The following is a 23,581-nucleotide window of genomic DNA, read 5'->3' as shown; positions in this document are numbered from 1 at the left end:
ATGGTGTTGATGGGGACGGTAGCGCCGCATGCCGGGGCCTCGCACCCGTCTCGCCGAAACCCGCTTCCCGCCCAGACCGGGCCTGGCGAAGTCCGGTTGCGTCTCCCGACGCCACGTGGGCATCGGACCTCCGGCATGTCACCGCACCGGAATCAAGACCACTCCGCTGCCCGCTAATTCCGTTCCATACTTCGAGGGTCATCCTTCAGCGCACGCCAGAGAGAGGTCCCGCTGCGGGCGGGCTGAAGGGGGCCACATCGAGAACCAGTTTGCCGAGCTACTGCAGACCATGTCGCAGCCCCTGGCCGAGGTGGAGCCGGACAGGCGGTGTGGCTGCTGGGCAGTTCGGCGTGCTCGTCCATGCGGTCGGCACCGGGCCGCCCTCCGCGCCCGATACGCGGGCAAGCGCACCGCGACAATCGGATCCGGCGTCTCCGCCTTCACCGCCCTAGCCTCGCCCGCCGACCTGGCGTGCCCCCGAACATCCACTCACGCATCGCTCACGCACGGGCCCCGAAACCAAGCAGCGTCCGAGCCGGACGAAGCCGACCCGAACGCTGCGTAGCAGGTCAGAGGGATACTCCCCACCCGCCACCGGTAGGCCCTGTGGGACTCGAACCCACAACCAATGGATTAAAAGTCCACTGCTCTGCCAATTGAGCTAAGGGCCCAGGCGATGTTGCCACCCCGAGCATAGCCGGAGGAGGCCGTGTCTCCGATCGGGTATCGGGGACACGGCCGGGTCGGGCGGGAACGACCAGGAAAACGCAGGCCCGGAGCGTCAGGGATCGACCGGTTCCGGGGCGTTCGCGCGGGCCGCCACGCGGGCCCGGGTCCGCTCGTGGTCCGGGTTGAGGAACCAGTGCCGGGCCGAGGCCAGCCACCAGGTCGCGGCGAAGCCGAGGACGGCAAGGACGGCGACCGGCGCGTAGTTGAAGGTCTCCCATGTCACCGGCGAGACCTGCGGCAGCATGAACAGCACCGTGATCAGGCCCACCCACCCGACCGAGACCACTCCCACCACGCGCGACCAGCGGCCCAGGTGCCACGGCCCGCGTTGGAAGGCCTCGCCCTTGCGCAGCCGCAGCAGTGTCGGGATGACGTAGGCGATGTAGAGGCCGATCACGGCGATCGACGTCACCGCCGCGTACGCGGTCACGTTGATCAGGTACGGAAGGCCGAGGACCAGCGCGCCGCCCGCGGCCAGCCACACCGCCGCGACGGGCGTGCGGGTGCGCGGGCTGACCGTGTGCCAGACACGCGAGTAAGGCAGCGCGCCGTCCCTCGAAAAGGCGTAGATCATGCGGCTGTTGGCCGTAACCGACGCCATCCCGCAGAACAGCTGCGCCCCGATCACGACCAGCAGCAGCAGCTTGCCCGCCGTCGCGCCGAGCGCGTCGAGCAGGATCTGGGCCGGCGGCGCCCCCGTCGCCGACCCGAGGGCACCGTCGTACGACTGGATCGCGAAGGTGAAGCCCAGCAACAGGACGAAGCCCGCTATCCACGACGTCCAGATGGACTGCACGATCCCCTTCGGGCCCGCCGTCGACGCGTCGTGCGTCTCCTCCGTCATGTGGGCCGAGGCGTCGTAGCCGGTGAAGGTGTACTGGGCCATCAGCAGGCCCAGGAGGACGACGTACACCCCGCTGCCCCAGCCCGTGTTGTTCACGAACTCGCCGAAGACGAAGGACGCGGACTGGTGCTGGTCGGGTACGAAGGTCAGCGCGCCGACGATCACCGCCACGCCCAGCACGTGCCACCAGACGCTCACGCTGTTGAGCAGACCGACGATCCGGACACCGAAGGTGTTCAGCAGGCCGTGCAGCAGCAGGATCGCGGCGAACAGCAGCACCGTGCGACCCGGCGTGACCTCGAAGTCGAACTGGAGGTTCAGGTACGCCCCGAGGAACGAGGCCGCGCCGAAGTCGATGCCCGCTGTCACCGCCACCTGGCCCAGCACGTTGAACCAGCCCGTGAACCACGCCCAGGCGGCGGCCGCACGCGGGGGCGCGAGCCGGTGAGCCCAGAAGTACAGGCCCGCCGACGTCGGGTACGCCGAGCAGATCTCGGCCATCGACAGGCCGACGAACAGCGTCATCAGGCCGACCGCGACCCAGCCCCACATGATCACGGCCGGGCCGCCCGTGTTCATGCCGAACAGGTACAGGGTCAGACAGCCCGAGAGGACCGAGATGATCGTGAAGGAGACCGCGTAGTTGGAGAACGCCGACATGCGGCGGGCGAGAACCTGCGTGTAGCCGAGCTGGGCAAGCCGTTCTTCGTCGGAGAGTTCCGAATGTTCGGAAGGTCCCGACTGCCCGCTCGCTATGGCGTCATCTGTCATGCCCCCAGCGATTCCCACACCGGGGGCGTGACACACGTCACAACTTGGCCGAGAAGTACCTTCTAGAAAAGACCCTTGTAACCCTGCCAGCCGGTGGCGATCTTCGTACGGGCCCCGAACGACCCCTTGCCGTCGCCGTTGTTGCGCCAGACGTTCCCGCCGCTGTCCCGGGAGACCAGGTCGGCCTTGCCGTCCCCGGTGATGTCCCCGACCCCGACGATCGCGTTGTACGAGCCGCCCCAGCTGGTGAACAGCTTCGCCCGCGCCGTGAACGTGCCGTTGCCCTTGCCGTAGTACCGGTAAAGGTTGTTCGACTTGTCCTGGGCGAGCAGATCGCCGATGCCGTCGCCGTTCAGGTCCCCGGCGCCCACGACCTTCTTGTACGTCTTCCAGTTGTCGTACAGCTTCACCCGTGCCGACAGCTTGCCCGTGCTCGTCCCCTTGTAGAGGTACACGGCCCCGGTCGAGGAGTTCCGCGCGACCAGGTCCGGGAGCCCGTCCTTGGTCACATCTCCGGGTGCGGTCAGCACGTCGTACTGGTTCCAGCCGGACGTGCCCAGCGAGGTGTACGGCGTCGACGGCTTCAGCGCGGCACCGCACCCCGGTCGGTAGGCACGCAGGGCCCCGCTGCTCAGCCGCACCAGTACGTCGTTGCACCGGTCCCCGCTGAGGTCCCCGAACGGCACCGCCCTGACCGAGGTCGCCCAGCCGCCGCCGCTCACCTTCCCGGAGAACGTGCCCTTGCCGGTGCTCTGCTGGAAGGTCAGCACGCCGGAGGAGTTGAGGGTGAGGAGCTCGCCGAAGCCGTCGTCGCCCACGTGGTCGCGACGGACCGCCTCGCCCTTCACCAGCCGGACCGTACCGGTCACCGTCAGCGGGGCGCCGACGCCGTCCGCCGGGGTGACGGTGACGGTCCAGTCGTAGGAACCGTTCGGCAGGTACGCGTCCCCGGTCCCCTGGGGGTCGAGACCGCTCCAGCCGACGTTCAGCTCACCCCGCGCGGCCGTGCCGTCCTTGCCGTCGCCGTAGACCTTGCCGGACGCGCGGTTGCGCACGGTGACGTCCCAGCCGGAGGTCGGCTTCGACAGCAGCAGGGTGGTCAGGGTGTCGGGGGTCGTGTCAAACGTGTGTGCCTCGACGGACGACGCCTTGGTGACCGGTGCGAGCAGCCGCAGCGGCTGCTGCGCCACGCCGGACGGTACGAGGTGCACCTGCTCCCGGTCGTCGACGTAGGCCGCGTTCGCGCCGGACCCGTCGACGGTCCAGCGCACGTCCCGCTGCGAGGTCCCGGTGTCGGGCAGCTCGCCGATGACCCGGCTCGCGGCCGTGCCGTCGGCGAACGTCGTCAGCGTCAGCTTCCCGGCCCGCTTGTCGTGCGTGACGACGAACCCGTCGCCGAGCTTGGCCTCGTCTGCGGGCACGGCCACGGACCTGCCCGCCGTACGGTCGTACACGCCGGCCCGGCCGTCACAGGTCCAGTACAGGTAGCGGCCGAGTGCCTGGAGCTCGGCGGGCACGCAGCCGGCGTCCGTCCTCACCGTCTCGACGGTCTTCTTCGTCGTCAGGTTGTACGCCGTGACCTCACCGGCGTTCGCCCCCGCCGTCCAGAGGATCTCGCCGTCGAGGGCGGCGGCGCCCGGGGCACGGGTGACCGTGGGGCCGGTGCTGTCGCCGAGCTTGAGGACGATCTGCTGGGTCGCGGTCGTGTGGATCACGTACTGGCCGGAGACGTCGGTGATCCGCCCGCCGGCGGGGACGGAGTACTCCGCGGAGTCGTACGCCCCGGGCCCGTCGGTCCAGATCCGATCACGGTCGGCGGTGTCCCGCATCAGCCAGACCGCACGGTTGTCGGCCGTACCGAACACGGCGCAGCCGCCCTCCGCAGCCGGGCAGTCGTAGAGCGCCATGGCGGTGCCGTCGTAGTTGGAACGCGACCCGTACGTGGGTGTCCCGGTGGCCGCGACGGTCCGCAGGTAGGTGTCCCGGACACTGCCCCAGCTGTCGTCCGCGACCAGCAGCCGCCCCTGCTCCAGGGCGAGGCCCCGGATCTTGTACGGCGGTTTCGGCAGCGCCTTGACGAGGCTGACGACGGGCTTGCCGTCGGCGTCGGGGTGGATGCGCTGGATGCCCCAGTCGTCGGCGCCGGTGCGGCCCACGGCGACGGCGTCGCCGTCCGCCGAGGCGGAGACGTCGCCCTTGGAGGAGGCGAGCAGGGTGATCGGGTCGCCGCCCGCGATCGGTACGGCGGTCACCTTGGTGCCGCCGGCCGGGCTGTGGACGAGCCAGTCGCCCACCACGGAGAGCTCGTTGGCGGGGTTCAGAACGTCGGCGCCGTCCAGAGTCACCTCGACGGGCGGTGCCGAGAGATCGGCGCGGGAGTAGACGTACGCCTTCGAGGCGGAGTCGCCCGCGTACTGGACCAGGTAATCGGGCGACAGGACGGTGGAGTTGCCGCCGGACAGCGCCGGGGTCCAGCCCTGGACCCGGCCGGTCTCCGGGTCGACGAGCACCGACCGGATGCTGCCGTCGAGCGACGCGCGGAAGACGATGCCGGAGGCGTCGCCCCGCAGTGGCCCACCGATCTGCATGCCCGGGGGCAGACCCGAGATCGTCAGGTCCCGGGTGCCGCCGTCGGGTGCCGGGCTCAGCAGATGCCTGACCTTGGTGGTGATCCCGTCCTCGCCGGTGACGTTCTCCAAGGCGACGACCGTGCTGCCGTGGACCCCGCCGTACACCCCGGCGTATCCCGTGGGCATCTGGATCGTGCGGGTCGTGCCGTTCGCGGCGTCGAACAGCTCGATGCGGCCGTCCTGGTAGCGGCGCGCCAGGACGTCGGTGCCGGTGCCGTTGTCGATCGCCAGGCCGCTGCCGGCCGCCGGCACGTCGACGGACGTCCCGTCCGCGTACCGCGTCCACAGCAGTCCCGAGCGGCCCTCCAGACGGTGGAAGACGCCCTGGCTGCCCGCCCCTTCGCCACCGTAGGTGGTGTCGGCGTAGGAGACGGTCGCAGTGGTGTACGAGTCCCGGAACGTCGCCGGTACCACCGTCTCCTGCGCGGTGTCCGCGACGGCGGACGACGGCACCAGCGGGCTCAGTCCGGCGGCCAGTGCGGCGGCGGCGACGAGGCGCAGGCGTGCGTGGGCATGTCGAGCCAAGGAGACCCTCCCCGAGAGACGAGACGGGCTGCGGCACCTCTCCGGCGCTCCCGGCCCGGCCCCCCGGCCGTCCCACCCGTCTCACAAGTTGCCTGATCTTACAGGCAGTTCGAGGTACCGAAAGCCCTTTCTCCCCGTCCGGACAGGACAACGCCGTGGCCCCCACCCGATGTGCGGGTGGGGGCCACGGCGTTGTCGCGTGCGCTTACCCGGCGTCAGCCGTTGCGCTTCCAGCGCGGCTTGTCGTCACGGCGACCGAAGGAGCCGGTGCCGGTGCCGGTGCTGCCACCGCTGCGGTGGTCGTCACGACGACCGTTCGGGCGGTCGTGGCCGGAGGGGCGGAAGCCGGGGCGGTCGCCCTGGCGGTCGCGGTTGAACGGACGGTCGCTGCCACGGTGTCCGCTGCGCTCGTCACGACGCTCGAAGGGGCGGGCCGGACGGTCGCCCTGGCGGAAGCCCCCACGGTCGTTGTCGCGGCGCTCGAAGGAACCGCCACCGCGGTTGTCGTCACGGCGCTCGAAGGAACGGCCACCGCCACGGTTGTCGTCACGACGCTCGAAGGAACGACCGCCACCACGGTTGTCGTCCCGACGGTCGTCACGGCGGAAGCCGCCACGGTTGTCGTCACGACGCTCGAAGGGACGGCCACCGCCACGGTTGTCGTCACGACGCTCGAAGCCACGGCCACCACCGCGGTTGTCGTCACGGCGGAACCCACCACGGTCGTTGTCACGACGCTCGAAGGGACGGCCACCGCCACGGTTGTCGTCACGACGCTCGAAGCCACGGCCACCACCGCGGTTGTCTTCACGGCGGAACCCACCACGGTCGTTGTCACGACGCTCGTAGGAACGACCACCACGGTCGTCCCGGTCCGCCCTGTCGACGTCCTGCGCCGCGGGCTGCTCGGGAACGGAGACCTCGGCCACCGCGGCCGCGGCCTGCGCCTCGGCGACCGCCGCCTCGGGGTCCTCGCCCTGCTCGCGCGCGACTCGCGCGACCAGGCGGTCGGCCTCCTCGCGCAGTTCGGTCGCGCGGCGCTGCGCCCGCTCCAGCTCCTTGGTGAGCTGGGCGACCTCGCGCTCGGCCTGCTGCGCGGACTTGCCCGCGGACTCGGCCTGGACCTCGGTCATCGAACGGGCGCCGGTGATCTCGGCGACCTCGGGCTCGAAGGCCGTACCGGAGTTGATGATGTGACGCCCGGCGTCGACGCCCGCGTCCTCCATCAGCCGGAAGATCTGGCGGCGCTGGTGCGGCAGGGACAGCGAGACCACGGTGCCGGTGCGGCCGGCACGGGCCGTACGCCCGGCACGGTGCAGGTAGTCCTTGTGGTCGCCGGCCGGGTCCACGTTCAGGACCAGGTCGATGCCGTCGACGTGGATACCGCGCGCGGCGACGTCGGTGGCGACCAGGCAGTTGACGTAGCCGTCCTTGAAGTCGGCCAGCGTCCGGGTCCGGGAGCCCTGGGTCATGCCACCGTGCAGCGCGTCGGCCTTCACACCGGAGTCGCGCAGCTGCTCGGCGATACGGTCGGCGCCCAGCTGGGTGCGGACGAAGATGATCGTGCGGCCCTTGCGGGAGGCGATCGCGGCCGTGACCGGCGCCTTGTCCTTGGGCTTCACGATCAGGATGTGGTGCGACATGGTCGTCACCGCGCCCTGCGCCGCGTCCACCTCGTGGGTGGCCGCGTTGGTGAGGTAGCGGTCGACGAGGGTCTTGATCTCGTTCTCCATGGTCGCGGAGAAGAGCATGCGCTGGCCGCCGGAGGGGACCTGGTCCAGCAGCTCGGTGACCTCGGGCAGGAAGCCCAGGTCCGACATCTGGTCGGCCTCGTCGATGACGGTGATCTGGACGTTCTCGAGCGAGCAGGCGCCGCGGTTGATGAGGTCGCGCAGGCGGCCCGGGGTGGCGACGAGGACGTCGACGCCGCGCTCGAGGGCGTAGATCTGGTTGCCCATCGAGGTACCGCCGCAGACGACCTTCATCTTGAGGCCGAGGACGTCGCCGTAGGGCTGGAGCGCGTCCGCGACCTGCATCGCGAGCTCACGGGTCGGCGTGAGGATGACGGCGCGCGGCTTGTGCTTCTCGGTGCGACCGCCGGCCAGCGTGGCCAGGGCCGGCAGACCGAAGGAGAGGGTCTTGCCGGAGCCGGTGCGGCCACGGCCGAGGATGTCCCTGCCGGCCAGGGCGTCCGGGATGGTCGCGGCCTGGATCGGGAAGGGGGTGGTCACGCCGTTCTGGGCGAGCTTGCGCACGACGCCCTCGGGGAGGCCGAGGCTCGCGAAGGTGACCTCGGGTGCGTCCTCGATGCTCGCGATCTCGGGCACGACAGTGCCCTCGTTCTCGGGCACGACGACGTGATCAGTACTGGAAATGGACATGCTTAAGCGAAACCTTCCGGAGTCTCGTCGGCACGCGCCCGTCAACTCCGTGTTTCGCTATACGACCGCCTCTATGCGGTCCGCCACGGCAAGGGAGAGAGTACGCGCCACACGGCGCGCTCTGCTGGCGCCGGGCGATGGGATCAAACGATCTGCCACCATACGCACCCACCACCCTCAGAGGCAAACCGAACCCCAGGGACGTAGGCCACGTCACACCGGCGCCCCGGCCATGGGCGCCGGCTCCCGCTGCCCCAGCTGCGGCCCCGGCGGCTCGTGGGCCGAGGACGACGGCTCGGCGGTCGTCGGTGAGGGCGTGGGCGAGGCAGGCGGCGCCTCGGTGGGTGTCGGCTGCGGCTCGACCGTGCGTGGGGTCGTCGGCTGGGCCCTGGTCGGCGACGGCGCCCCCGGCTTGTCCGGCCTCCCCCTGCCCGGCTTGGCACCGGCCGGGTCGGACGCACTCGTCTCGGCCGACGCGGACGCGGACGGCGCCGCCGACCCCCCCTTGCCCTTCTTCCCCTTGCCGTGCCCGTGCTTCCCGTCATCGGCCGCCGCACCGACCCCGGCGCCGCCGCCCGACACAGCAGCCCCGCCGTCGGGCGCCTCACCGCCCCGGTGTCCAGCGGAGTGCGAGGGCTTGGCGCTCGTGCCGCCGTCGTCGTCGCCGACGCTCATGCAGCCGGCGGCGGCGACGACGGCCATGACCGTGGCGGCCAGACGGACGGGTACGTTCAAGGGGCGCACGAGCAGCCACCTCCGGTGGAGGGTGAAGGAGTCAACCTGCCCAACTCCCGCCGCCCACAAGAGGACACGCGACCCGTATCAGCGAGGCCTCACCCGTAGCCGAGCGCGTGCAGCCGGGTGTCGTCGATCCCGAAGTGGTGAGCGATCTCATGCACCACGGTCACCTCGGTCTCCTCGACGACCTCCTCCCGCGACCCGCACATCCTCAGCGTCGGCCCCCGGTAGATGGTGATCCGGTCCGGCAGCACCCCCGCGTACCACTCGCCGCGGTCGGTCAGCGGAGTCCCCTCGTACAGTCCGAGCAGCTCGGGATCGTCCGTCGGCGGCTCGTCCTCGACGAACACCGCGACGTTGTCCATCAGCCGCGTCAACTCCGGCGGAATCCGGTCCAGCGCCTCGGCGACCAGTTCCTCGAACTCCTCGCGCGTCATCTCCAGCACAGGCCCATTGTCCGGTACGCCGCCCGTAGGAGAGTCACGAGCGCACCCGCATATCCACGTGCGGACTTGGGCATACGGGACCAATGGCCCGCGTCCCCGTCGTCGTCCGGAACATCGTGAACTCCCTACGCAGGACCCCGCGCGCCCTCGCCCGCCACTACCGCACCCGCCGACCCCACCCGTCGGTCGAACTCGTCCCCCAGCCCCACCCCTGGGCGCGCGCCCTCGGCCTCGTCGCCGTGGTCGTCCTCGGCGCCTGGCTGGGGCTGCTGATCGTCGGCAACGTACGGACTCCGGTCGGGCCCATGAACACGACGATGACCCTGCGCCCGTCGCTCACCGGCGGCACGAAGATCAACGTCTCGCCGCTCGGCGCGCTCGAGCTGGACAGCCACCACGCCCCCGTCCGCCTGGATGTCAACGTCGACCAGCTCGACCCGGTCCGCTCCCAGGCCCTGGTCGACCACCCCGAGCGCCTCTCCGGCCTCCAGGACGAGGTCACCAAGGACGTCGAGCACGGCACCCTCGACCTGGCCGTACGCTCCTGCGTCGCCGTCGTCGCCGGAGCCACCGCCCTCGGCCTCGCGGTCTACCGCCGCCCCCGCCGGGCCCTGACGGCCGGCGGCCTCGCCCTGACCCTCCTGGCCGCCTCAGGCGGAACCGCGTACGCGACCTGGAACCCGGAATCGGTCCTGGAACCGAAGTTCTCCGGGCTGCTCTCCTCCGCCCCGTCCCTGGTCGGCAACGCCCGCAGCATCGTCACCGAGTTCGACGTCTACCAGAAGGAGTTGGCGCGCCTGGTGACAAACGTGACAAAGCTGTACGACGCCACCTCCACCCTCCCGACCTACCAGCCCGACCCGTCCACCATCCGGGTCCTGCACGTCTCGGACATCCATCTGAACCCGGCGAGCTGGCCGATCATCTCGTCACTGGTGGAGCAGTACAAAGTGGACGTGATCGTCGACTCCGGCGACACGATGGACCACGGCTCGGCCGCCGAGAACGGCTTCCTCGACCCGATCGAGGACCTCAGCGCCCCGTACATCTGGGTCCGCGGCAACCACGACTCCCTGACCACCCAGCGCTACCTGGAAGGCCTGAAGAACGTGCACGTCCTGGACGACGGCCGGGCCCAGACCATCGCCGGCCTGCGCTTCGCCGGGATCGGCGACCCCCAGTTCACCCCCGACCGCGCGAACAAGCCCGGCACCGAGGAGTCCCAGGAGCAGGCGGGCGCCCGCCTGGCCTCCGCCCTGCGCGCCCAGACCACCGCCGGCACACCCGTCGACGTCGCCATCGCCCACGAGCCGTCGGCGGCCCGCGGGGTGGACGGCACGGTCCCGCTGGTGCTTGCCGGGCATCTCCACCACGAGGAGATGGAGGTGCTGAAGCAGGGCACCCGGCTGCGCATCGAGGGCTCGACCGGCGGCAGCGGTCTGCGCGCGATCGAGGGAAAGTACCCGGACCCCATCGAGGCCTCGATCCTCTACATGGACCGCGACACCCGCCGCCTCCAGGCCTGGGACGAGATCGAACTGGGCGGCCTGGGCCTGACGACGGCCGAGGTCAGCCGCCACCTGGTGGAGGAGAACCAGCCCGGCGCGCCCCCGTCCCCCTCGCCCTCCTCACCGTCCCCGTCCCTGTCCTCACCGTCCCCGTCCCTGTCCTCCCCCAGCCCCGCGACCAGTGCTCCGTAAACCGTTTTGGCGATCCCTCCCGCCATCCCATATGCTTCTCACGTCCCCGACGCGCCGCGAGGCGCCCAGGCGGCCCGATAGCCCTCATCGTCTAGCGGCCTAGGACGCCGCCCTTTCAAGGCGGTAGCACGGGTTCGAATCCCGTTGGGGGCACTTCACCGCATTGCGCCGAGCAGTCGGCGCAGCCGCACGGTACCGAGCGCGACCGCCGTACCGACTGCGAGGACGAAGCCCCCGAGCAGCAGGAAGTACGCCGCGAGGGGCAGCACCGCTGTCAGTCGGAACAACTGGCCTCCCACCACCACACCCACGGCGCCGAACAGGCCGTTCACCGCGAGCAGTCGGCTGGTGCTGCCGGGCGGGGCGACCGCGGCGGCCAGCGCCAGGCCGGCCGGTGCGAGCGCGATCTCGCCGCAGGAGTAGAGCAGGTAGACCAGCAGCAGCCAGTAAGGGCCGACCGGGCCGTGCTCGGCGAGCCGGGCCGCGACCGCCATCAGCACAAAGCTCAGCCCGGCCGCGATCAGCGCCCCCGCGAACTTGACGGGCACGTCGACACGCGGCCCCGCCCGCAGCCACAGCCGGGCGACGAACGGGGCGGCCAGCAGGACGAAGAGCGGGTGCACGGACTGGAACCAGCTGGCGGGAATCTCGAAGCCGAGCAGGTCCCGGTCGGTGTGGCGCTCGGCGAAGAGACTGAGGACCGAGCCGCTCTGCGCGAAGATCATCCAGAACGCGGCCGAGGCCGCCATCAGAGCGGTGAACCCCGCCAGCCGACGCCGCTGCCCCTGTCCCTGTCCCTCACCCTGCCCTGGATCGGGCGCGCTGGTCCGGCGCAGTGAGCGCAGGTACCAGAACGGCAGGGTGACCGTGGTCAGGCCGAGGACGGCGAGCACCGCGGGCAGCGGCAGCAGGCCGAGGGACGCCGGTGCCACCAGCAGCGCGCCCACCGCTGCCGTGGCCACCGCGGCGCGTCCGAGCATCACGGCGGCCTCGGCGTGCGGCACCGGGCGGGACGGACGCGCGCCCACGTCTGCGTACCGGCGCCGGCCGAGGGCGAACTGGACCAGCCCCGCCGTCATGCCGACGGCGGCCGCGGCGAAGCCCAGGTGCCAGGCGACGCGCTCCGCCAGCAGCCCGGTGACGACGGGGGCGACGAGCGCGCTGACCTGGACGCACATGTAGAAGAGCGAGAAGGCCGCCTCGCGGCGGCCCTCCCCCTCTCCGCTGACCCCCGCGACCATCGCCGCCATGGCCGGCTTGACCAGGCCGGTGCCCGCGACGACCAGCAGCAGCCCGGCGTAGAGCGTGCCCGGCACCGGCACCGCGAGGACCACGTGGCCGCAGGTGATGAGCGCCCCGCCGAGCAGGACCGCCCGGCGCGCGCCCAGCACCCGGTCGGCGAGCCAGCCGCCGGGCAGCCCGGCCATGAAGCTGAGCGACATGTACGCCGCGAAGACCGCGGTGGCCGTCTGTGGGGCCATGCCCATGCCGCCGCGGGCCTCGGAGGCGGTCAGGTAGAGCACCAGGATCGCCGCCATGCCGAAGAAGCTGAACCGCTCCCACAGGTCGACCGCGAGCAGGGTGCCGAACCCGGGCCTACGGCCGCCCGCTGCCTGTGCCCGTGCGGCCGGTGAGGACTCCTGCGTGGTCAGGGAGGCATCCACCTCCCGTCACCGGGCCGGTTTGAGTGCCACCCCGGACAGCATCGCGAGGCCCGGGTCGGGGGTGTCGGTCGGTTCGGGGCGCCACAGGGGGGCGCGGACCACTCCTGGGTCCAGCAGCTCGAAGTCCTCGAACAGGGCGGCGAGTTCCCTGTTGTCGCGCCAGATGACCTGGCTCACCGCGCCCCGGTACTGCTCGGCGGCCTCCGGCGCGGCCCGCGGGACCTCTTCCGCGCCGGCGTGCGAGATCACCAGGGCACTGCCGGGCGCGAGTCCTTCGGTGTACTGCCTCACCAGCGCGAGCGGGTCGTCGCCGTCCGGGACGAAGTGGAGGACGGCGGCGAGGATCAGCGCGACCGGCTGCCCGAAGTCGATCAGCCGGCGGGTGTCGTCCGCGTCCAGGATCTCCCGGGACTTGTACAGGTCGCCCTGGAAGACGGCCGCCCTGGGTTCGTCGGCCAGCAGCGCCCGGCCGTGCGCGACGGCCACCGGGTCGATGTCGACGTAGACGACCTTGCTGTCCGGGTGGGCGGCGAGGGCCACGTCGTGCACGTTGCCCTCCGCCGGGATGCCGGAACCGATGTCCAGGAACTGCCGTATGCCGAGGTCCGACAGCTCCCGTACCGCGCGGCGCAGGAAGGCGCGGTTGGCCTTCAGGGTGGCGGGCAGGTCCGGGTTGCCGGCCGCTACCTTGCGGGCGAGTTCCCGGTCCGCCGGGAAGTTGTGGGTGCCGCCGATCCAGTAGTCGTACACCCGGGCGATGCTCGGGGTGTCGATATCGACCTCCGGCGGTGCCCAGGCGGGGCGCTCGGTGCCGTGACGTTCCACGTGTGTCTCCTCCAGTCGATGCGGGGCGGGGGCTGGGCTGTTATGCCGTGAACACCGGAAGTTCCTCGAGTCCGCGCATCATCAGGCTGCTGCGCCAGCGCAGGTCGCCCGCGTCCACGGCGAGCCGCAGTCCGGGGAAGCGCGCGAAGAGGCGGCTGATGACGATGTGTCCCTCGAGCCGCGCCAGCGGGGCGCCCAGGCAGTGGTGGATGCCGTGGCCGAAGGCGACCGAGGCGCTGTGGGCCCGGGTGATGTCCAGCCGGTCCGGGTCGGCGTAGCGCGCCGGGTCCCGGCCCGCGGCACCGATCGAGATGGTCACGAACTCGCCCTCGGGGATGACCACGGAACCGACCTCGACGGGCTCGGTGGTGAACCGCCAGGTGGCGTTGGTGACCGGACCGTCGTACCGGAGGAACTCCTCGACGGCCGCGGGCCACAGCGACGCGTCCGCCGCGAGTTGCTCGCGCACCTCCGGGTGGGTGAGCAGGGCGAGGGCACCGTTGCCGATGAGGTTGACCGTGGTCTCGTGGCCGGCCACCAGCAGCAGGAACGCCATGGAGATCAGTTCGTCGGACGACAGCTCGTCGCCGGCGTCCTGGGCGTGGACGAGGTCGGTGAGCATGTCGTCGGCCGGTTCGGACCGCTTGGACTCGATCAGCGCCGTCAGGTAGGCGATCATCGACGCGCTGGCCTCGCGGACCTCGTCGGTGCCCGCGCCGGAGACGAGCAGGTTGGACCAGCGGCGGAAGGCGACCCGGTCGTCCGGGGGCACGCCGAGCAGCCAGCAGATGACCGTGAAGGGCACCGGGAAGGCCAGAGCCTCCATCAGGTCCACCTTGCCGTGCCGGGCCAGGGCGTCCAGGAGTTCGTCGGTGAGGTCGGTGATGCGCGGCCGCAGGGACTCGACCCGGCGCGCGGTGAAGGCCCGGCCGACGAGCCGGCGCAGCCGGGTGTGGTCCGGCGGGTCACTGTCGAGCATGTGCACGCTGAGGACGTGCGGGAACTGGCTGCGCTCCCCCGACTCGGCGAGGAACTCCCTTTGTTTGTCGGGGTCGGCGAAGTTGCGCGGGATGAGGTCCCTGCCGACCCGCATGTCCTTGCTCAGCCGGGGGTCGGCGAGCAGCGCCCTGGCGTGCTCGTACCCGGTGACCAGCCAGGTGCGCAGTCCGTTCGGCGTCATCACGGGCACCGCGGGCGCGGTGTGCCGCAGCGCGGCCAGTGCCTCGTGCGGGTTCTGGTGGAAGGCGGGCGTGAACAGGTCGGTCGGCGGGGCGTTGGTGCTGGCCATTCTCAGGCTCCTTCCATGACGTCGGCCGCACCGGTGACGGCCCGGTCCGTGCCGTAGTGGGCGAGTTCCCGGTAGATCTCGAAGGGCCGGTCCCGGCCGGTGTCGCGGAACGGCCTGAGCGGGGCGGTCTGTTCCTTGTGGGCGGGGCCGCCCTCCCAGGCGGTGAACGCCTCCCAGTCCGACCAGCGGCTCACCACGACGTAGGCGTGCGGGTCACCGAGGGCGCGCAGCAGCTTGTTGCCGAGCAGCCCGGTGGTGCCCGCCATCCGGCGGCTGGCCTCGTGGTACGCCTCCAGCACCCGGTCCGGGTCGTCGCTCAGGTGGTAGAGCACCACCTCGACCGCGCCAAAGACCGCTGCGGAGGTCACGGGGTGCCGCCGGCCGCGCCGGGGAGGGCGGCCACGACGTGCATGGTCGTCATGGAGCCGCCGCTGCGGTACGGGTGCAGTTTCTGCCGGTGCTCCAGATGCCGGTCGCTGGTCTCGAACTCGCGGAACAGCGGCTCGTTCACCCAGTCGCTGACGATGTAGTAGATGCCGTTCTCCTCGGCACTGCGGGACAGCCACTGGCCGAGGTTGGCGGGGTGCGTGGTGACCGAGTCGCCCACCTCCAGCCACACCTTCTCGAACTCGTGTGCCATCTCGGGCCTGATCTGCATCCGCAGCATGACCCGGAACACCTGGTCGGACAGCTCGGCCATGTCAGATGCCCCCGTCGACGTTGAGGGTCTCGCCGGTGATGTACGCGGAGCCGTCGCTGAGCAGGAACAGCACCGGTCCGGCCAGTTCCTCGACGGTGCCGAGGCGGGCGAGCGCGGTCTTGCGGGAGTAGGTGGCCCGCAGTCCGTCGGCGCGCTCCGCGGGCATGGTGGCGAAGGCCTCGGTCTCGATCACGCCGGGGGCGACGACGTTGACCCGGATGCCCCGCGGGCCGAGTTCCTTGGCGAGCGAGCGGGTCAGCCCGATCATGGCGGCCTTGGCCGCGGTGTAGTGGGCGCGCAGCGGGATGCCCGCCGCGGCGCCGCGCGAGCCGATGTTGACGACCGAGGAGCCGGCGCCGAGCAGCGGCAGCGCCTGCTGGATGATCCGGTAGGCGGCCGTCAGGTTGGTGTCGAGGATCCGCGACCACTCCTCGGCGGGCAGCTCCGCGAACGGGATGTGGCTGATCAGGCCCGCGTTGTTGACGATGCCGTCGAGCCGCCCGAAGCGGTCCTTGGCCTCGCCGACGAGCCGGTCGACCTCGGCGATGTCGCCGACGTCCGCGCGCAGGACGTGGTGGTCGCCGGCGGTCTCCTTCAGCGCGGCGGTCAGGGTGTCGACGGCCTCGCTCTCCTGCCGGTAGCAGGTGACGACGTCGGCGCCGGCCCGGGCCGCGGCGAGGACGAGGCCCCGCCCTATGCCCCGGGTGCCGCCGGTGATGAGCAGTTTCCTGCCGTGCAGTGCGAGTTCCACTAGGAATCCCTCCATGGCTGGGCCGCGGCTCACACGCAGCCGTCGACGTGGATGTTCTGGCCGGTGACGTAGGTGGCGTGGTCGCTGACGAGGAACAGCACGGCCCTGGCGATGTCGTCGACGGTGCCGAGCCGGCCGAGCGCGGTGAAGGAGGCGAAGGTGGCGCGCTGCTGTTCGGCTTCCTCGGCGGGCAGTTCGTCGAGCGCCTCGGTGGCGATACGGCCCGGTGAGACCGTGTTGACGCGGATGCCGCGCGGCCCGAGCTCCCGGGCCAGCGAGCGGGTCATGCCGACCAGCGCGGACTTCACCGCGGTGTAGTGGACGCCGCCGGCCATGCCGATGAAGGCGACCGTGGAGCCGATGTTGACGATCGAGGAGCCGGCGGCGAGCAGGGGCAGGGTGCGCCGGGTGACCAGGTGGGTGGCGGTCAGGTTGCCCTGGAGGGTGGCGGCCCACTCGGCGGAGCCGAGGTCGGCGTACGGCTGGGGGCGGAACGTACCGGCGTTGTTGACGACGGCGTCCAGCCCGCCGAGGCTCGCCCGGCACTCGGCGGCCAGCCGGTCCACGTCGGCCTCGTCGGCCGCGTCGGCCCGCAGCACCTGGTGCTTGCCCGGGGTGCCGGCGAGTTCCTCCTCGAGGGTGGCGACGGCCTCGCCGGGGGTGCGGTAGCAGGTGACGACGTCCGCGCCGGCGCGGGCCGCGGCGAGCACGATGCCGCGGCCGATGCCACGGCTGCCGCCGGTCACCAGGATGCGTTTGCCCTCCAGTTGCCGTCCGGCCCGGGCCGCGGTCTCCACCTTGGCCTTGATCAGCCGCATCTGGACGGCGGTGTTGCGGTTGAGCCGGGCGGTCATCCCGGCGTCGTCGATCGGGGCCTCGGGTTTCATCGCGAAGTCCTGGATCCAGCGCATCCGTACGCCGCCGGGCACCTCCTCGTACTCCCAGCGGATGTTCATGTACGCGAAGGGGCCCGTCTCGACGCGGCGGGCGACGACGGTGCGGGTGACCGGGTCGGGGGTGCGCTCGGAGACCCAGCTCCAGACCGTGCCGGTCTCGTCGGGGTGCAGGGCGAGCCGGAAGGTGACGGTGTCGCCGTCCTGGCCGAGGATCTCGGCCGAGGCGTACTCGCTGAACAGCCGGGGCCAGGAGGCCACGTCGTTGGTCATCGTCCACACCAGGTCCATCGGTGCCTCGACGACGATCGCGTTGTCGGTGTGTCCTGCCATCAGACGCGGGCCTCCGTGAGCCGGGCGTGCACGTAGGCGAGGGCCTCTCGCGGGGTCTGGGTGTGCGCCAGGTCGCCGTCGGGGATCTGGATGCCGTACTCGCGCTCGATGCGGTTGACGAGCTCCAGCAGCGCGAGGGAGTCGTAGCCGAGGTCGGAGAACGTGGTCCCGGCGAAGTGCTCGCCGTCCAGGTCGGTCTGCTCGTCGACTCCGGCGCTCGCGCGCAGGATCCGCCGGAGGTCGTCGAGGGTGAACTTGGCCATGGGGAGCCGCCTTTCGTACGTCGTGGGTCGTGGGTCGGTCACTTCTTGCGGGCGCCGCGGTCACCGGCGCCGACCACCAGCGCGGAGGTGAACCCGCCGTGCCCGCGGGCCAGCACCAGGGCCGTGCGCGGGTCGGTCTGCCGCGGGCGGTCGAGGACGAGGTCGATCTCGCAGCCGGGGGCCGGCCGGCCCAGCCCCGCGGTGTGCGGGACGACACCGGCGTTCAGGGCGAGCAGCGCGGTCGCCACGTCCAGCGCCGCACCGCCCGCGTACAGGCGTCCCGTGAGCGTCTTGGGCGCGGTCACCGGTACCCCGCCGGGGCCGAAGACCTCGGTGATCGCACGGGCCTCGGCGAGGTCCTCGGCGGGGATGCCGGAGGCGTCGGCGAAGACCATGCCGATGTCGTCCGGGATGAGCCCGGCGTCGGCGAGCGCGCGCCGGACGACGGACACCAGCACGGAGTGCCGTCCGGTGACGCGGTCCGCCGTGGGGTCGAACCCGGCCGCGTAGCCGAGGAGTTCGCCGTACGACGGTACTGAGCGGGCCCGTGCGGACTCGGCGTTCTCGACGACGAGGATGGCGCCGCCCTCACCCGGGACGAAGCCGGAGGCGGCCGCGTCGAAGGGCAGATAGGCGCGGGCGGGGTCGTCCTCGGTGGACAGCCCGCCGGTGGACAGCTGGGCCGCCAGCCCGTACGGGCACAGGGAGGCGTCGGTGCCGCCGCTGAGGACGAGCCGGGAGCCGGTGTCCAGCAGCCGGCGGGACTGGCCGAGGGCGTCCAGGCCGCCGGCCTGCTCGCCGCAGATGACCCCGCAGGGGCCGCGCATGCCGTGCCGGATGGAGACCTGGCCGGTGGTGGCCGCGTAGAACCAGGCGATCGACTGGTAGGCGCCGACCCAGGAGGATCCCTTCTGGTAGAGGTTCTCCATCTCGTGCTGGCCGAACTCGGTGCCGCCCGAGGAGCTGGCCGTGACCACCGCCATCTCGTACTCCGGCAGGGTCGCCGGATCGGCGGCCGCGTCCGCGAGGGCGTCCTCGGCGGCGGCCAGGGCGAAGTGCGTGAAGCGGTCGGTCTGCGGGACGAGCCGTCCCGGGACCTGTTCACCGGCCTGGAAGCCGGGGACCTCCCCGGCGACCCGGACGGGGTAGCCGGTCGGGTCGAACCGGGTGATCCGGCCGAGGCCGCTCTTGCCCGCGAGCACCGACTCCCAGTGCCGGGCGGCTCCGAGCCCGGTCGGCGCGACCACGCCGAGGCCGGTGACCACGGACCGGCCGCGGCGGCCGGGGCGGATGCCGGAGGCGCTCATGCCGCCTCCCCTCGTCGCGCCGGCGGCCGAGTGCCGCGCGCGGCCGTGGGCCGGCCCAGCACCATCGCCGTCTGGAAGCCTCCGAAGCCGCTGCCCACGCTGAGCACCCGGTCCATCCGGTGCTCCCGGGCCGTCACCGGTACGTAGTCGAGGTCGCACTCGGGGTCGGGGGTGGACAGGTTGGCGGTCGGCGGGACGACCTGGTGGCGCAGGGCGAGGGCGCAGGCGGCGATCTCCAGGGAGCCGATGGCGCCGAGCGAGTGCCCGATCATCGACTTGATGGAGCTGACGGGCACCTCGTGGGCCCGCCGGCCGAGGCTGCGCTTGAACGCGGCGGTCTCGTGCCGGTCGTTCTGCTTGGTGCCCGAGCCGTGCGCGTTGATGTAGTCGATGTCGCCGGGGTCGAGCCGGGCCCGGTCCATGGCGACCCTGATGGCCTCGGCCATCTCCCGGCCGTCCGGCCTGAGACCGGTCATGTGGAAGGCGTTGCTGCGGCCGGCGAAGCCGAGGATCTCGGCGTACACGGTGGCGCCGCGGCGCCTGGCGGACTCCAGCTCCTCGATCACCATGACGGCGGAGCCCTCGCCCAGGACGAAGCCGTCGCGCCGTCCGTCGAAGGGCCGGGAGGCGTGTTCGGGGTCGTCGTTGTTGGCGGTGGTGGCCTTGATGGCGTCGAAGCAGGCCGAGGTGATCGGTGACAGCGGGGCGTCGGTCGCGCCGGCGAGCACGATGTCGGCGGTGCCCTCCTCGATGAGCTGGACGCCGTGTCCGATGGCGTCCAGGCCCGAGGTGCAGCCGGTGGAGATCAGCGCCACCGGCCCCTCGGCTCCGGCCTGCCGGGCCACCTCGACGGCGAGGGTGCTGGGCACCATGTAGCCGTAGAGGTGGGGGACGCCGTAGCTGTGGTCGACCAACCAGTTCCGGCCGCCGTCGGAGAGGACCGCGTACTCCTCCTCCAGGCCCGTGGTGCAGCCGACGGCGCTGCCGATGCTGACGGCGACCCGCTCCGGGTCGGCGCCGGGCAGTTCGATGCCGCTGTCGGCGACGGCCTCGCGGGCGGCGACGACCGCGAACTGGCCGGCCCGGTCCATCCGGCGGGCCTCCTGCGGGGTGAGGCCGGCGGCGAGCGGGTCGAAGTCGCACTCGGCGGCGACCTGGGAGCGGAACCCGGCCGGGTCGAACAGGCTGATGCGGCGGGTGGCGGTGCGGCCGGCGGTGAGCAGGTCCCAGTAGGCGTCCCGCCCGGGGCCGCCGGGAGCGACGGCGCCCACTCCGGTGATCACCGCGCGCCGGTCGGGTGGTGTCATCGGGCCGCTCCGACGTCGGGGTTGCCCGCCCTCTCGTCGAGCGGCTGCTCGATGTCGACGTGGCCCAGCTCGGGGCGCGGGGCGAGCGGGGAGAGGTGGAAGACCGCCTCGGCCGGCACGGACCCGGTGTTCACCAGGCGGTGGCGTACCCCGATGGGCACCAGCAGCGAGTCGCCGGGGCCCAGTTCGACCGGGGCGCCGCCGTCCAGGGTCATCTCCAGTCGGCCCTGGACGACGTGCAGGAACTCCTCGGAGTACGGGTGGAGGTGCTCGGTGACGTGGTGGCCGGGGGCCAGTCGCAGCACCCCGCCGAAGCCCGAGGTGCAACCCACGGTCTTGGGGCTGAGGGTGACGCGGATGTCGCCGCCGCGCTTGGTGTTGGCGGCGACCTCGGCCGCGGAGACCCTGGTGGTGGCGGGGGCGCTCATCGGGCACCGCCGAGGTTCGCGGACCGCGGGGTGCTGACCTGGGGGCCCTGCTGGGGCGTCCAGGAGTAGAACGGGACGGCCATCGCGTCCTTGGGCTCACGCCAGTCGGGGTCGAAGGGCGAGATGAACTGGCCCAGCCGGGTGTTGATCTCTTCGTAGAGCGGGTGACTGCGCGCCTTGTAGAGGTTGGGCGCGATGTCCTGGTCGGCCTCCACCAGGTGGAAGTACAGGTTGTGGAACGCGAACAGCGTCCGCCTCGACACCCCCACCAGGTGCGGCAGCTCGGTGCTGTCCGAATCGGCGAAGACCTGCGCGACGCCCTCGGCGTCGGCGAGGTCCATCCTCGCCACGATCAGCGTTCGGTGCACGATGTCCTCCCGGCTTGTCGGTCGTGTGTTCACCCTGGTCGGCGGGGGTCGAGGCGCTCTCGAAGGCTCCTGGAAATCCGCTGACGGCCCCGGTGCGCGGGCCGTCGGCCGACGGGCCGGGTGCGTGGGAGGGGCCGTCCCCTGGCGCATCGCGCGACCGCACACAGGCACGGACACAGCGGGAGAGCCACGGCCCGCCGCCCTGGCGCGACCACGCCCTGGAAGCGCGGTCACCCCGGCCGGCCGTGGCGCTCACCCCTGGCCGGGCCCCCGGACTGCTGCCTCACCGCCGGCGCGACGGGGGGCGGGATCCGAGGCGCGGTACTACGTGTGCGCCACTCCTGGTGCGGCGGGCGTGCACAGCACGACGGCCCGCCGCACCGGGGGGTGCGACGGGCCGTCGGAAGGAACTCCTACCGGTGGGTCCCGGCCTTCATCAGGGTGACGCGGGAACCGGCGCGGCCGACGACGCCGGCCGTGGCCGTCCGGCCGTTCGGTACGTCGCCCACGGACGTACCTCGTAGCAGGAGGATCAGGGCCTGACGGGTGAGCCGCGGCACGGAGTACAGCGGCTCGGCGCCGGGTGCCAGGTGTTCTCGTACGAGATGGACGTCGACGAGGTACTCCAGGAGCGTCTCGGCGTCGCCGGTGCCCGGGGACAGCCGTGCGATCACCTCGTCGAGGCTCCAGCGGGGGCGTTCGCGCTGGAGCAGCAGGCGCAGCAGCTCCTGGGAAGGGCCGGGAAGATGCCGGTGACTGGCGGCCACCGTGGTCATCAACGACTGGGTCCCGGCGGGGAGTTCGAGCAGCATCCGGTGGTTGCCGCGCAGCCGCACCGCCAGCCGGGCCGCCGACCAGCCGGGCCGGGCGGTGAGCCGGCCGGCCACCGCCCTGATCGCCAGGGGCAGTCCCTCGCACAGGCCCATCAGCTCGTGCACGGCGGCCGGATCCTCCTGCCGGGACCGCTCGCCGGCGACCCGGTCGTACAGCTGGAGCGACTCCTGGGCCGACAGGGCGGGCAGCACGATCTTGCGCCCGGTGGAGAGGCTGTGCGCCCGGTAGCGGTTGGTGGTGATCACCGCGCAGCCCGAGCCGCCCGGCAGGACGGCACGGATCTGGGAGGCGGTGAGCACGTCGTCGACCACGACCAGCACCCTGCGGTCGGCGGTCCAGGTGCGGAAGAGCCGGCTGAGCTCGTCGAGCCCGGTGGGCTGTTTCTCGCGCTGAATGCCGCAGGCGCCGAGGCAGGCCGACAGGACGTCGGCGAGCTGCTGGGAGCCCTCGCCCACGGCGGACAGGTCGATGAAGAGCTGTCCGTCGGGGAAGCGCGGGCGCAGCCGGTGCGCGGCGCGCACGGCGAAGGCGCTCTTGCCGACACCGGGCGGGCCGTGCACCTCCACCACCCGCATGCCGGTGCTGGACCGTTCCGAGCCGAGGAAGGTCTCGAGCTGGTCCAGTTCCCGGTCCCGTCCTACGAAGTCACCTATGTCGGCGGGAAGTTGGGCCGGTCCGGGCACGGGCCGGCGTCCGGTGGGCGCGGTCTCGGCCTTGGCCGTGGCCGGTCCCTTGAGGTGACCTCGGTCCGCGAGCACCTCCTGGTGGAGGCGCTGGAGCTGGGCCGAGGGTTCCAGGCCGAGTTCCTCGACGAGATGGCTGCGCAGGGTGCGGAAGGTGTTGAGGGCGTCCGGCCGGCGGCCGCAGCGCTGCAGGGCCCGCATGAGCTGTCCGGCGAACGCCTCGTGGGTGGGATGGGCGCGGAAGGCCTCCGCCAGCTCGTCCAGCACGGCGTGGTGACGGCCGAGTTCGAGCTCCAAGGAGAAACGTTGCTCCTGAACGCTCTTACGGCGCTCCTCGAGCTGTGTCGACCAGGCCGACAATCGTCGTCCGGTGATGACGTCGACCAGAGCTCCGCCGTGCCACAGAGAAAGGGCTTCCTTCAGCGTGCGGGCGGCTTCCGCGCCGGCTCCGGTGCGGTGCTGTGCCATTCCCTGTTCGGTGAGCTGCTCGAACCTGTACGCATCCACCGCCTGCTTGTCGTCCAGTCGCAGTTCGTACCCACCCACCCTGGTCAGGAGTGCGGGGCAGCCGTGCGGTGGACGGGATCCAAAGGGCGCGCCTTGCTGTCCGGTGGCCAGCAGCAGTCTGCGGCGCAGTTGATAAATGTAGGTTTGCAAGGTGGTCAGCGCGCTGAGCGGCGGGCGGTCCTCCCACAGCTCCTCGCACAGCTGGTCCACGCTGACCAGCGAGTTGGCATTGAGCACCAGCAGGGCAAGCACCTGACGCAGCTTGGGTGCGGATGGTGTGACGTCCTCCCCGTTCCTGCGTACTCGCATGGAGCCCAGCAGACCGATCTCTATCACTGCATTCCCCCTGAGTGCGCCGCCCTTTGTGGGGTGGCGGCCATCGATGGGCCTGGCATTCATCAAGCCTGTCGGTATTCACCTTCCTGCGTCACTCGCTTTTCGGCGAAACATCTCTCCCGGGGTCAGCGGGAAAAAATTACCTTTCCTTTACCCGAGAAAGTGGTTTCTCCGAAAAACGAGTTGAATTCAACAAAACCCTGCGGGCATCCGGCGCGGAAGATGGAACTCGGCCCCGAATACCGCATTTACATAGCACGCCCTGGCGCATCATATTTCTTCGCGCACATGGATGACAAGATGCACATTTATGGCCGGGCTGTGGCTTGC

18 protein-coding genes, 2 tRNA genes and 2 pseudogenes are annotated in these 23,581 nt (G+C 71.6%); 2 read left to right on the top strand and 20 right to left on the bottom strand.

The genetic code is table 11. From position 1 onward, the window contains the following. Positions 1-598: 598 nt before the first annotated feature. The 6 genes from ACFYO2_RS17835 to ACFYO2_RS17810 form a co-directional block, all read right to left on the bottom strand. A tRNA-Lys gene (locus ACFYO2_RS17835) sits at positions 599-671 on the bottom strand. A 110-nt stretch (positions 672-781) separates the two neighbouring features. After that, a complete protein-coding gene (locus tag ACFYO2_RS17830; protein WP_388349553.1) occupies positions 782-2,344 on the bottom strand; it encodes an amino acid permease in 1,563 nt (520 codons plus the stop codon). Positions 2,345-2,406: 62 nt separating this feature from the next. After that, positions 2,407-5,499 (bottom strand): FG-GAP repeat domain-containing protein, encoded by a 3,093-nt coding sequence (locus ACFYO2_RS17825; RefSeq protein WP_388349551.1) that lies wholly within the window; start codon positions 5,497-5,499, stop codon positions 2,407-2,409. Positions 5,500-5,714: 215 nt separating this feature from the next. Continuing rightward, positions 5,715-7,880, bottom strand: a complete 2,166-nt coding sequence (locus ACFYO2_RS17820; RefSeq protein WP_388349549.1) for a DEAD/DEAH box helicase — start codon at positions 7,878-7,880, stop codon at positions 5,715-5,717. Positions 7,881-8,093: 213 nt separating this feature from the next. Beyond that, positions 8,094-8,624 carry a hypothetical protein gene (locus ACFYO2_RS17815; protein WP_388349547.1) on the bottom strand — a complete coding sequence of 177 codons (531 nt, stop codon included), beginning with the start codon at positions 8,622-8,624 and terminating at the stop codon, positions 8,094-8,096. An 89-nt stretch (positions 8,625-8,713) separates the two neighbouring features. Continuing rightward, positions 8,714-9,064 (bottom strand): metallopeptidase family protein, encoded by a 351-nt coding sequence (locus ACFYO2_RS17810; RefSeq protein ID WP_388349545.1) that lies wholly within the window; start codon positions 9,062-9,064, stop codon positions 8,714-8,716. 83 nt (positions 9,065-9,147) lie between these two features. On the opposite strand from ACFYO2_RS17810, the gene ACFYO2_RS17805 reads away from it, so the two are divergent. Both ACFYO2_RS17805 and ACFYO2_RS17800 read left to right on the top strand, forming a co-directional pair. Next, a complete protein-coding gene (locus ACFYO2_RS17805) occupies positions 9,148-10,764 on the top strand; it encodes a metallophosphoesterase (protein WP_388349543.1) in 1,617 nt (538 codons plus the stop codon). Between the two features lie 80 nt (positions 10,765-10,844). Further along, a tRNA-Glu gene (locus tag ACFYO2_RS17800) sits at positions 10,845-10,917 on the top strand. A gap of 2 nt (positions 10,918-10,919) precedes the next feature. Here ACFYO2_RS17800 and ACFYO2_RS17795 read toward each other — a convergent pair. The 14 genes and pseudogenes from ACFYO2_RS17795 to ACFYO2_RS17730 form a co-directional block, all read right to left on the bottom strand. Next, positions 10,920-12,428, bottom strand: coding sequence for a peptide MFS transporter (locus ACFYO2_RS17795; RefSeq protein ID WP_388349541.1), 1,509 nt, complete (start codon positions 12,426-12,428; stop codon positions 10,920-10,922). Between the two features lie 6 nt (positions 12,429-12,434). Beyond that, complete coding sequence (locus ACFYO2_RS17790) at positions 12,435-13,253, bottom strand: SAM-dependent methyltransferase (RefSeq protein WP_388349539.1); 819 nt, start codon at positions 13,251-13,253, stop codon at positions 12,435-12,437. 40 nt (positions 13,254-13,293) lie between these two features. Beyond that, on the bottom strand, positions 13,294-14,541 hold the full coding sequence (locus ACFYO2_RS17785) for a cytochrome P450 (RefSeq protein ID WP_388349537.1): 1,248 nt from the start codon (positions 14,539-14,541) through the stop codon (positions 13,294-13,296). 2 nt (positions 14,542-14,543) lie between these two features. Beyond that, the gene (locus ACFYO2_RS17780; RefSeq protein WP_388349535.1) at positions 14,544-14,909 is read right to left on the bottom strand and encodes an antibiotic biosynthesis monooxygenase family protein; all 366 of its coding nucleotides are present in this window, start codon (positions 14,907-14,909) and stop codon (positions 14,544-14,546) included. Next, positions 14,906-15,241, bottom strand: coding sequence for an antibiotic biosynthesis monooxygenase family protein (locus ACFYO2_RS17775; RefSeq protein ID WP_388349533.1), 336 nt, complete (start codon positions 15,239-15,241; stop codon positions 14,906-14,908). Before ACFYO2_RS17775 ends, ACFYO2_RS17780 begins: the two co-directional genes overlap by 4 nt. Before the next feature lies 1 nt (position 15,242). Further along, positions 15,243-15,992 carry an SDR family NAD(P)-dependent oxidoreductase gene (locus ACFYO2_RS17770; protein WP_388349531.1) on the bottom strand — a complete coding sequence of 250 codons (750 nt, stop codon included), beginning with the start codon at positions 15,990-15,992 and terminating at the stop codon, positions 15,243-15,245. A gap of 29 nt (positions 15,993-16,021) precedes the next feature. Then, positions 16,022-16,738 (bottom strand): annotated as a pseudogene (locus tag ACFYO2_RS17765) (SDR family NAD(P)-dependent oxidoreductase); the annotation flags it as partial. A 30-nt stretch (positions 16,739-16,768) separates the two neighbouring features. Beyond that, positions 16,769-17,218 (bottom strand): annotated as a pseudogene (locus tag ACFYO2_RS17760) (SRPBCC family protein); the annotation flags it as partial. Beyond that, complete coding sequence (locus ACFYO2_RS17755) at positions 17,218-17,481, bottom strand: acyl carrier protein (RefSeq protein ID WP_388349529.1); 264 nt, start codon at positions 17,479-17,481, stop codon at positions 17,218-17,220. The gene ACFYO2_RS17755 and the pseudogene ACFYO2_RS17760, both read right to left, overlap by 1 nt. A gap of 38 nt (positions 17,482-17,519) precedes the next feature. Then, entirely contained in the window at positions 17,520-18,788 is a 1,269-nt protein-coding gene (locus ACFYO2_RS17750) for a ketosynthase chain-length factor (RefSeq protein WP_388349528.1), read from the bottom strand. Further along, entirely contained in the window at positions 18,785-20,095 is a 1,311-nt protein-coding gene (locus ACFYO2_RS17745; protein ID WP_388349526.1) for a beta-ketoacyl-[acyl-carrier-protein] synthase family protein, read from the bottom strand. Before ACFYO2_RS17745 ends, ACFYO2_RS17750 begins: the two co-directional genes overlap by 4 nt. After that, complete coding sequence (locus tag ACFYO2_RS17740; RefSeq protein WP_388349524.1) at positions 20,092-20,523, bottom strand: cupin domain-containing protein; 432 nt, start codon at positions 20,521-20,523, stop codon at positions 20,092-20,094. Before ACFYO2_RS17740 ends, ACFYO2_RS17745 begins: the two co-directional genes overlap by 4 nt. After that, complete coding sequence (locus ACFYO2_RS17735) at positions 20,520-20,891, bottom strand: TcmI family type II polyketide cyclase (RefSeq protein WP_388349522.1); 372 nt, start codon at positions 20,889-20,891, stop codon at positions 20,520-20,522. The genes ACFYO2_RS17740 and ACFYO2_RS17735 overlap by 4 nt, the downstream gene beginning before the upstream one ends. Before the next feature lie 413 nt (positions 20,892-21,304). Then, positions 21,305-23,224 (bottom strand): BTAD domain-containing putative transcriptional regulator, encoded by a 1,920-nt coding sequence (locus tag ACFYO2_RS17730; protein ID WP_388349520.1) that lies wholly within the window; start codon positions 23,222-23,224, stop codon positions 21,305-21,307. Between the last annotated feature and the right edge of the window lie 357 nt (positions 23,225-23,581).

Source organism: Streptomyces sp. NPDC006602 (assembly GCF_042870385.1).
Classification (GTDB): domain Bacteria; phylum Actinomycetota; class Actinomycetes; order Streptomycetales; family Streptomycetaceae; genus Streptomyces.
This window is presented reverse-complemented; position numbering and strand designations above follow the sequence as displayed.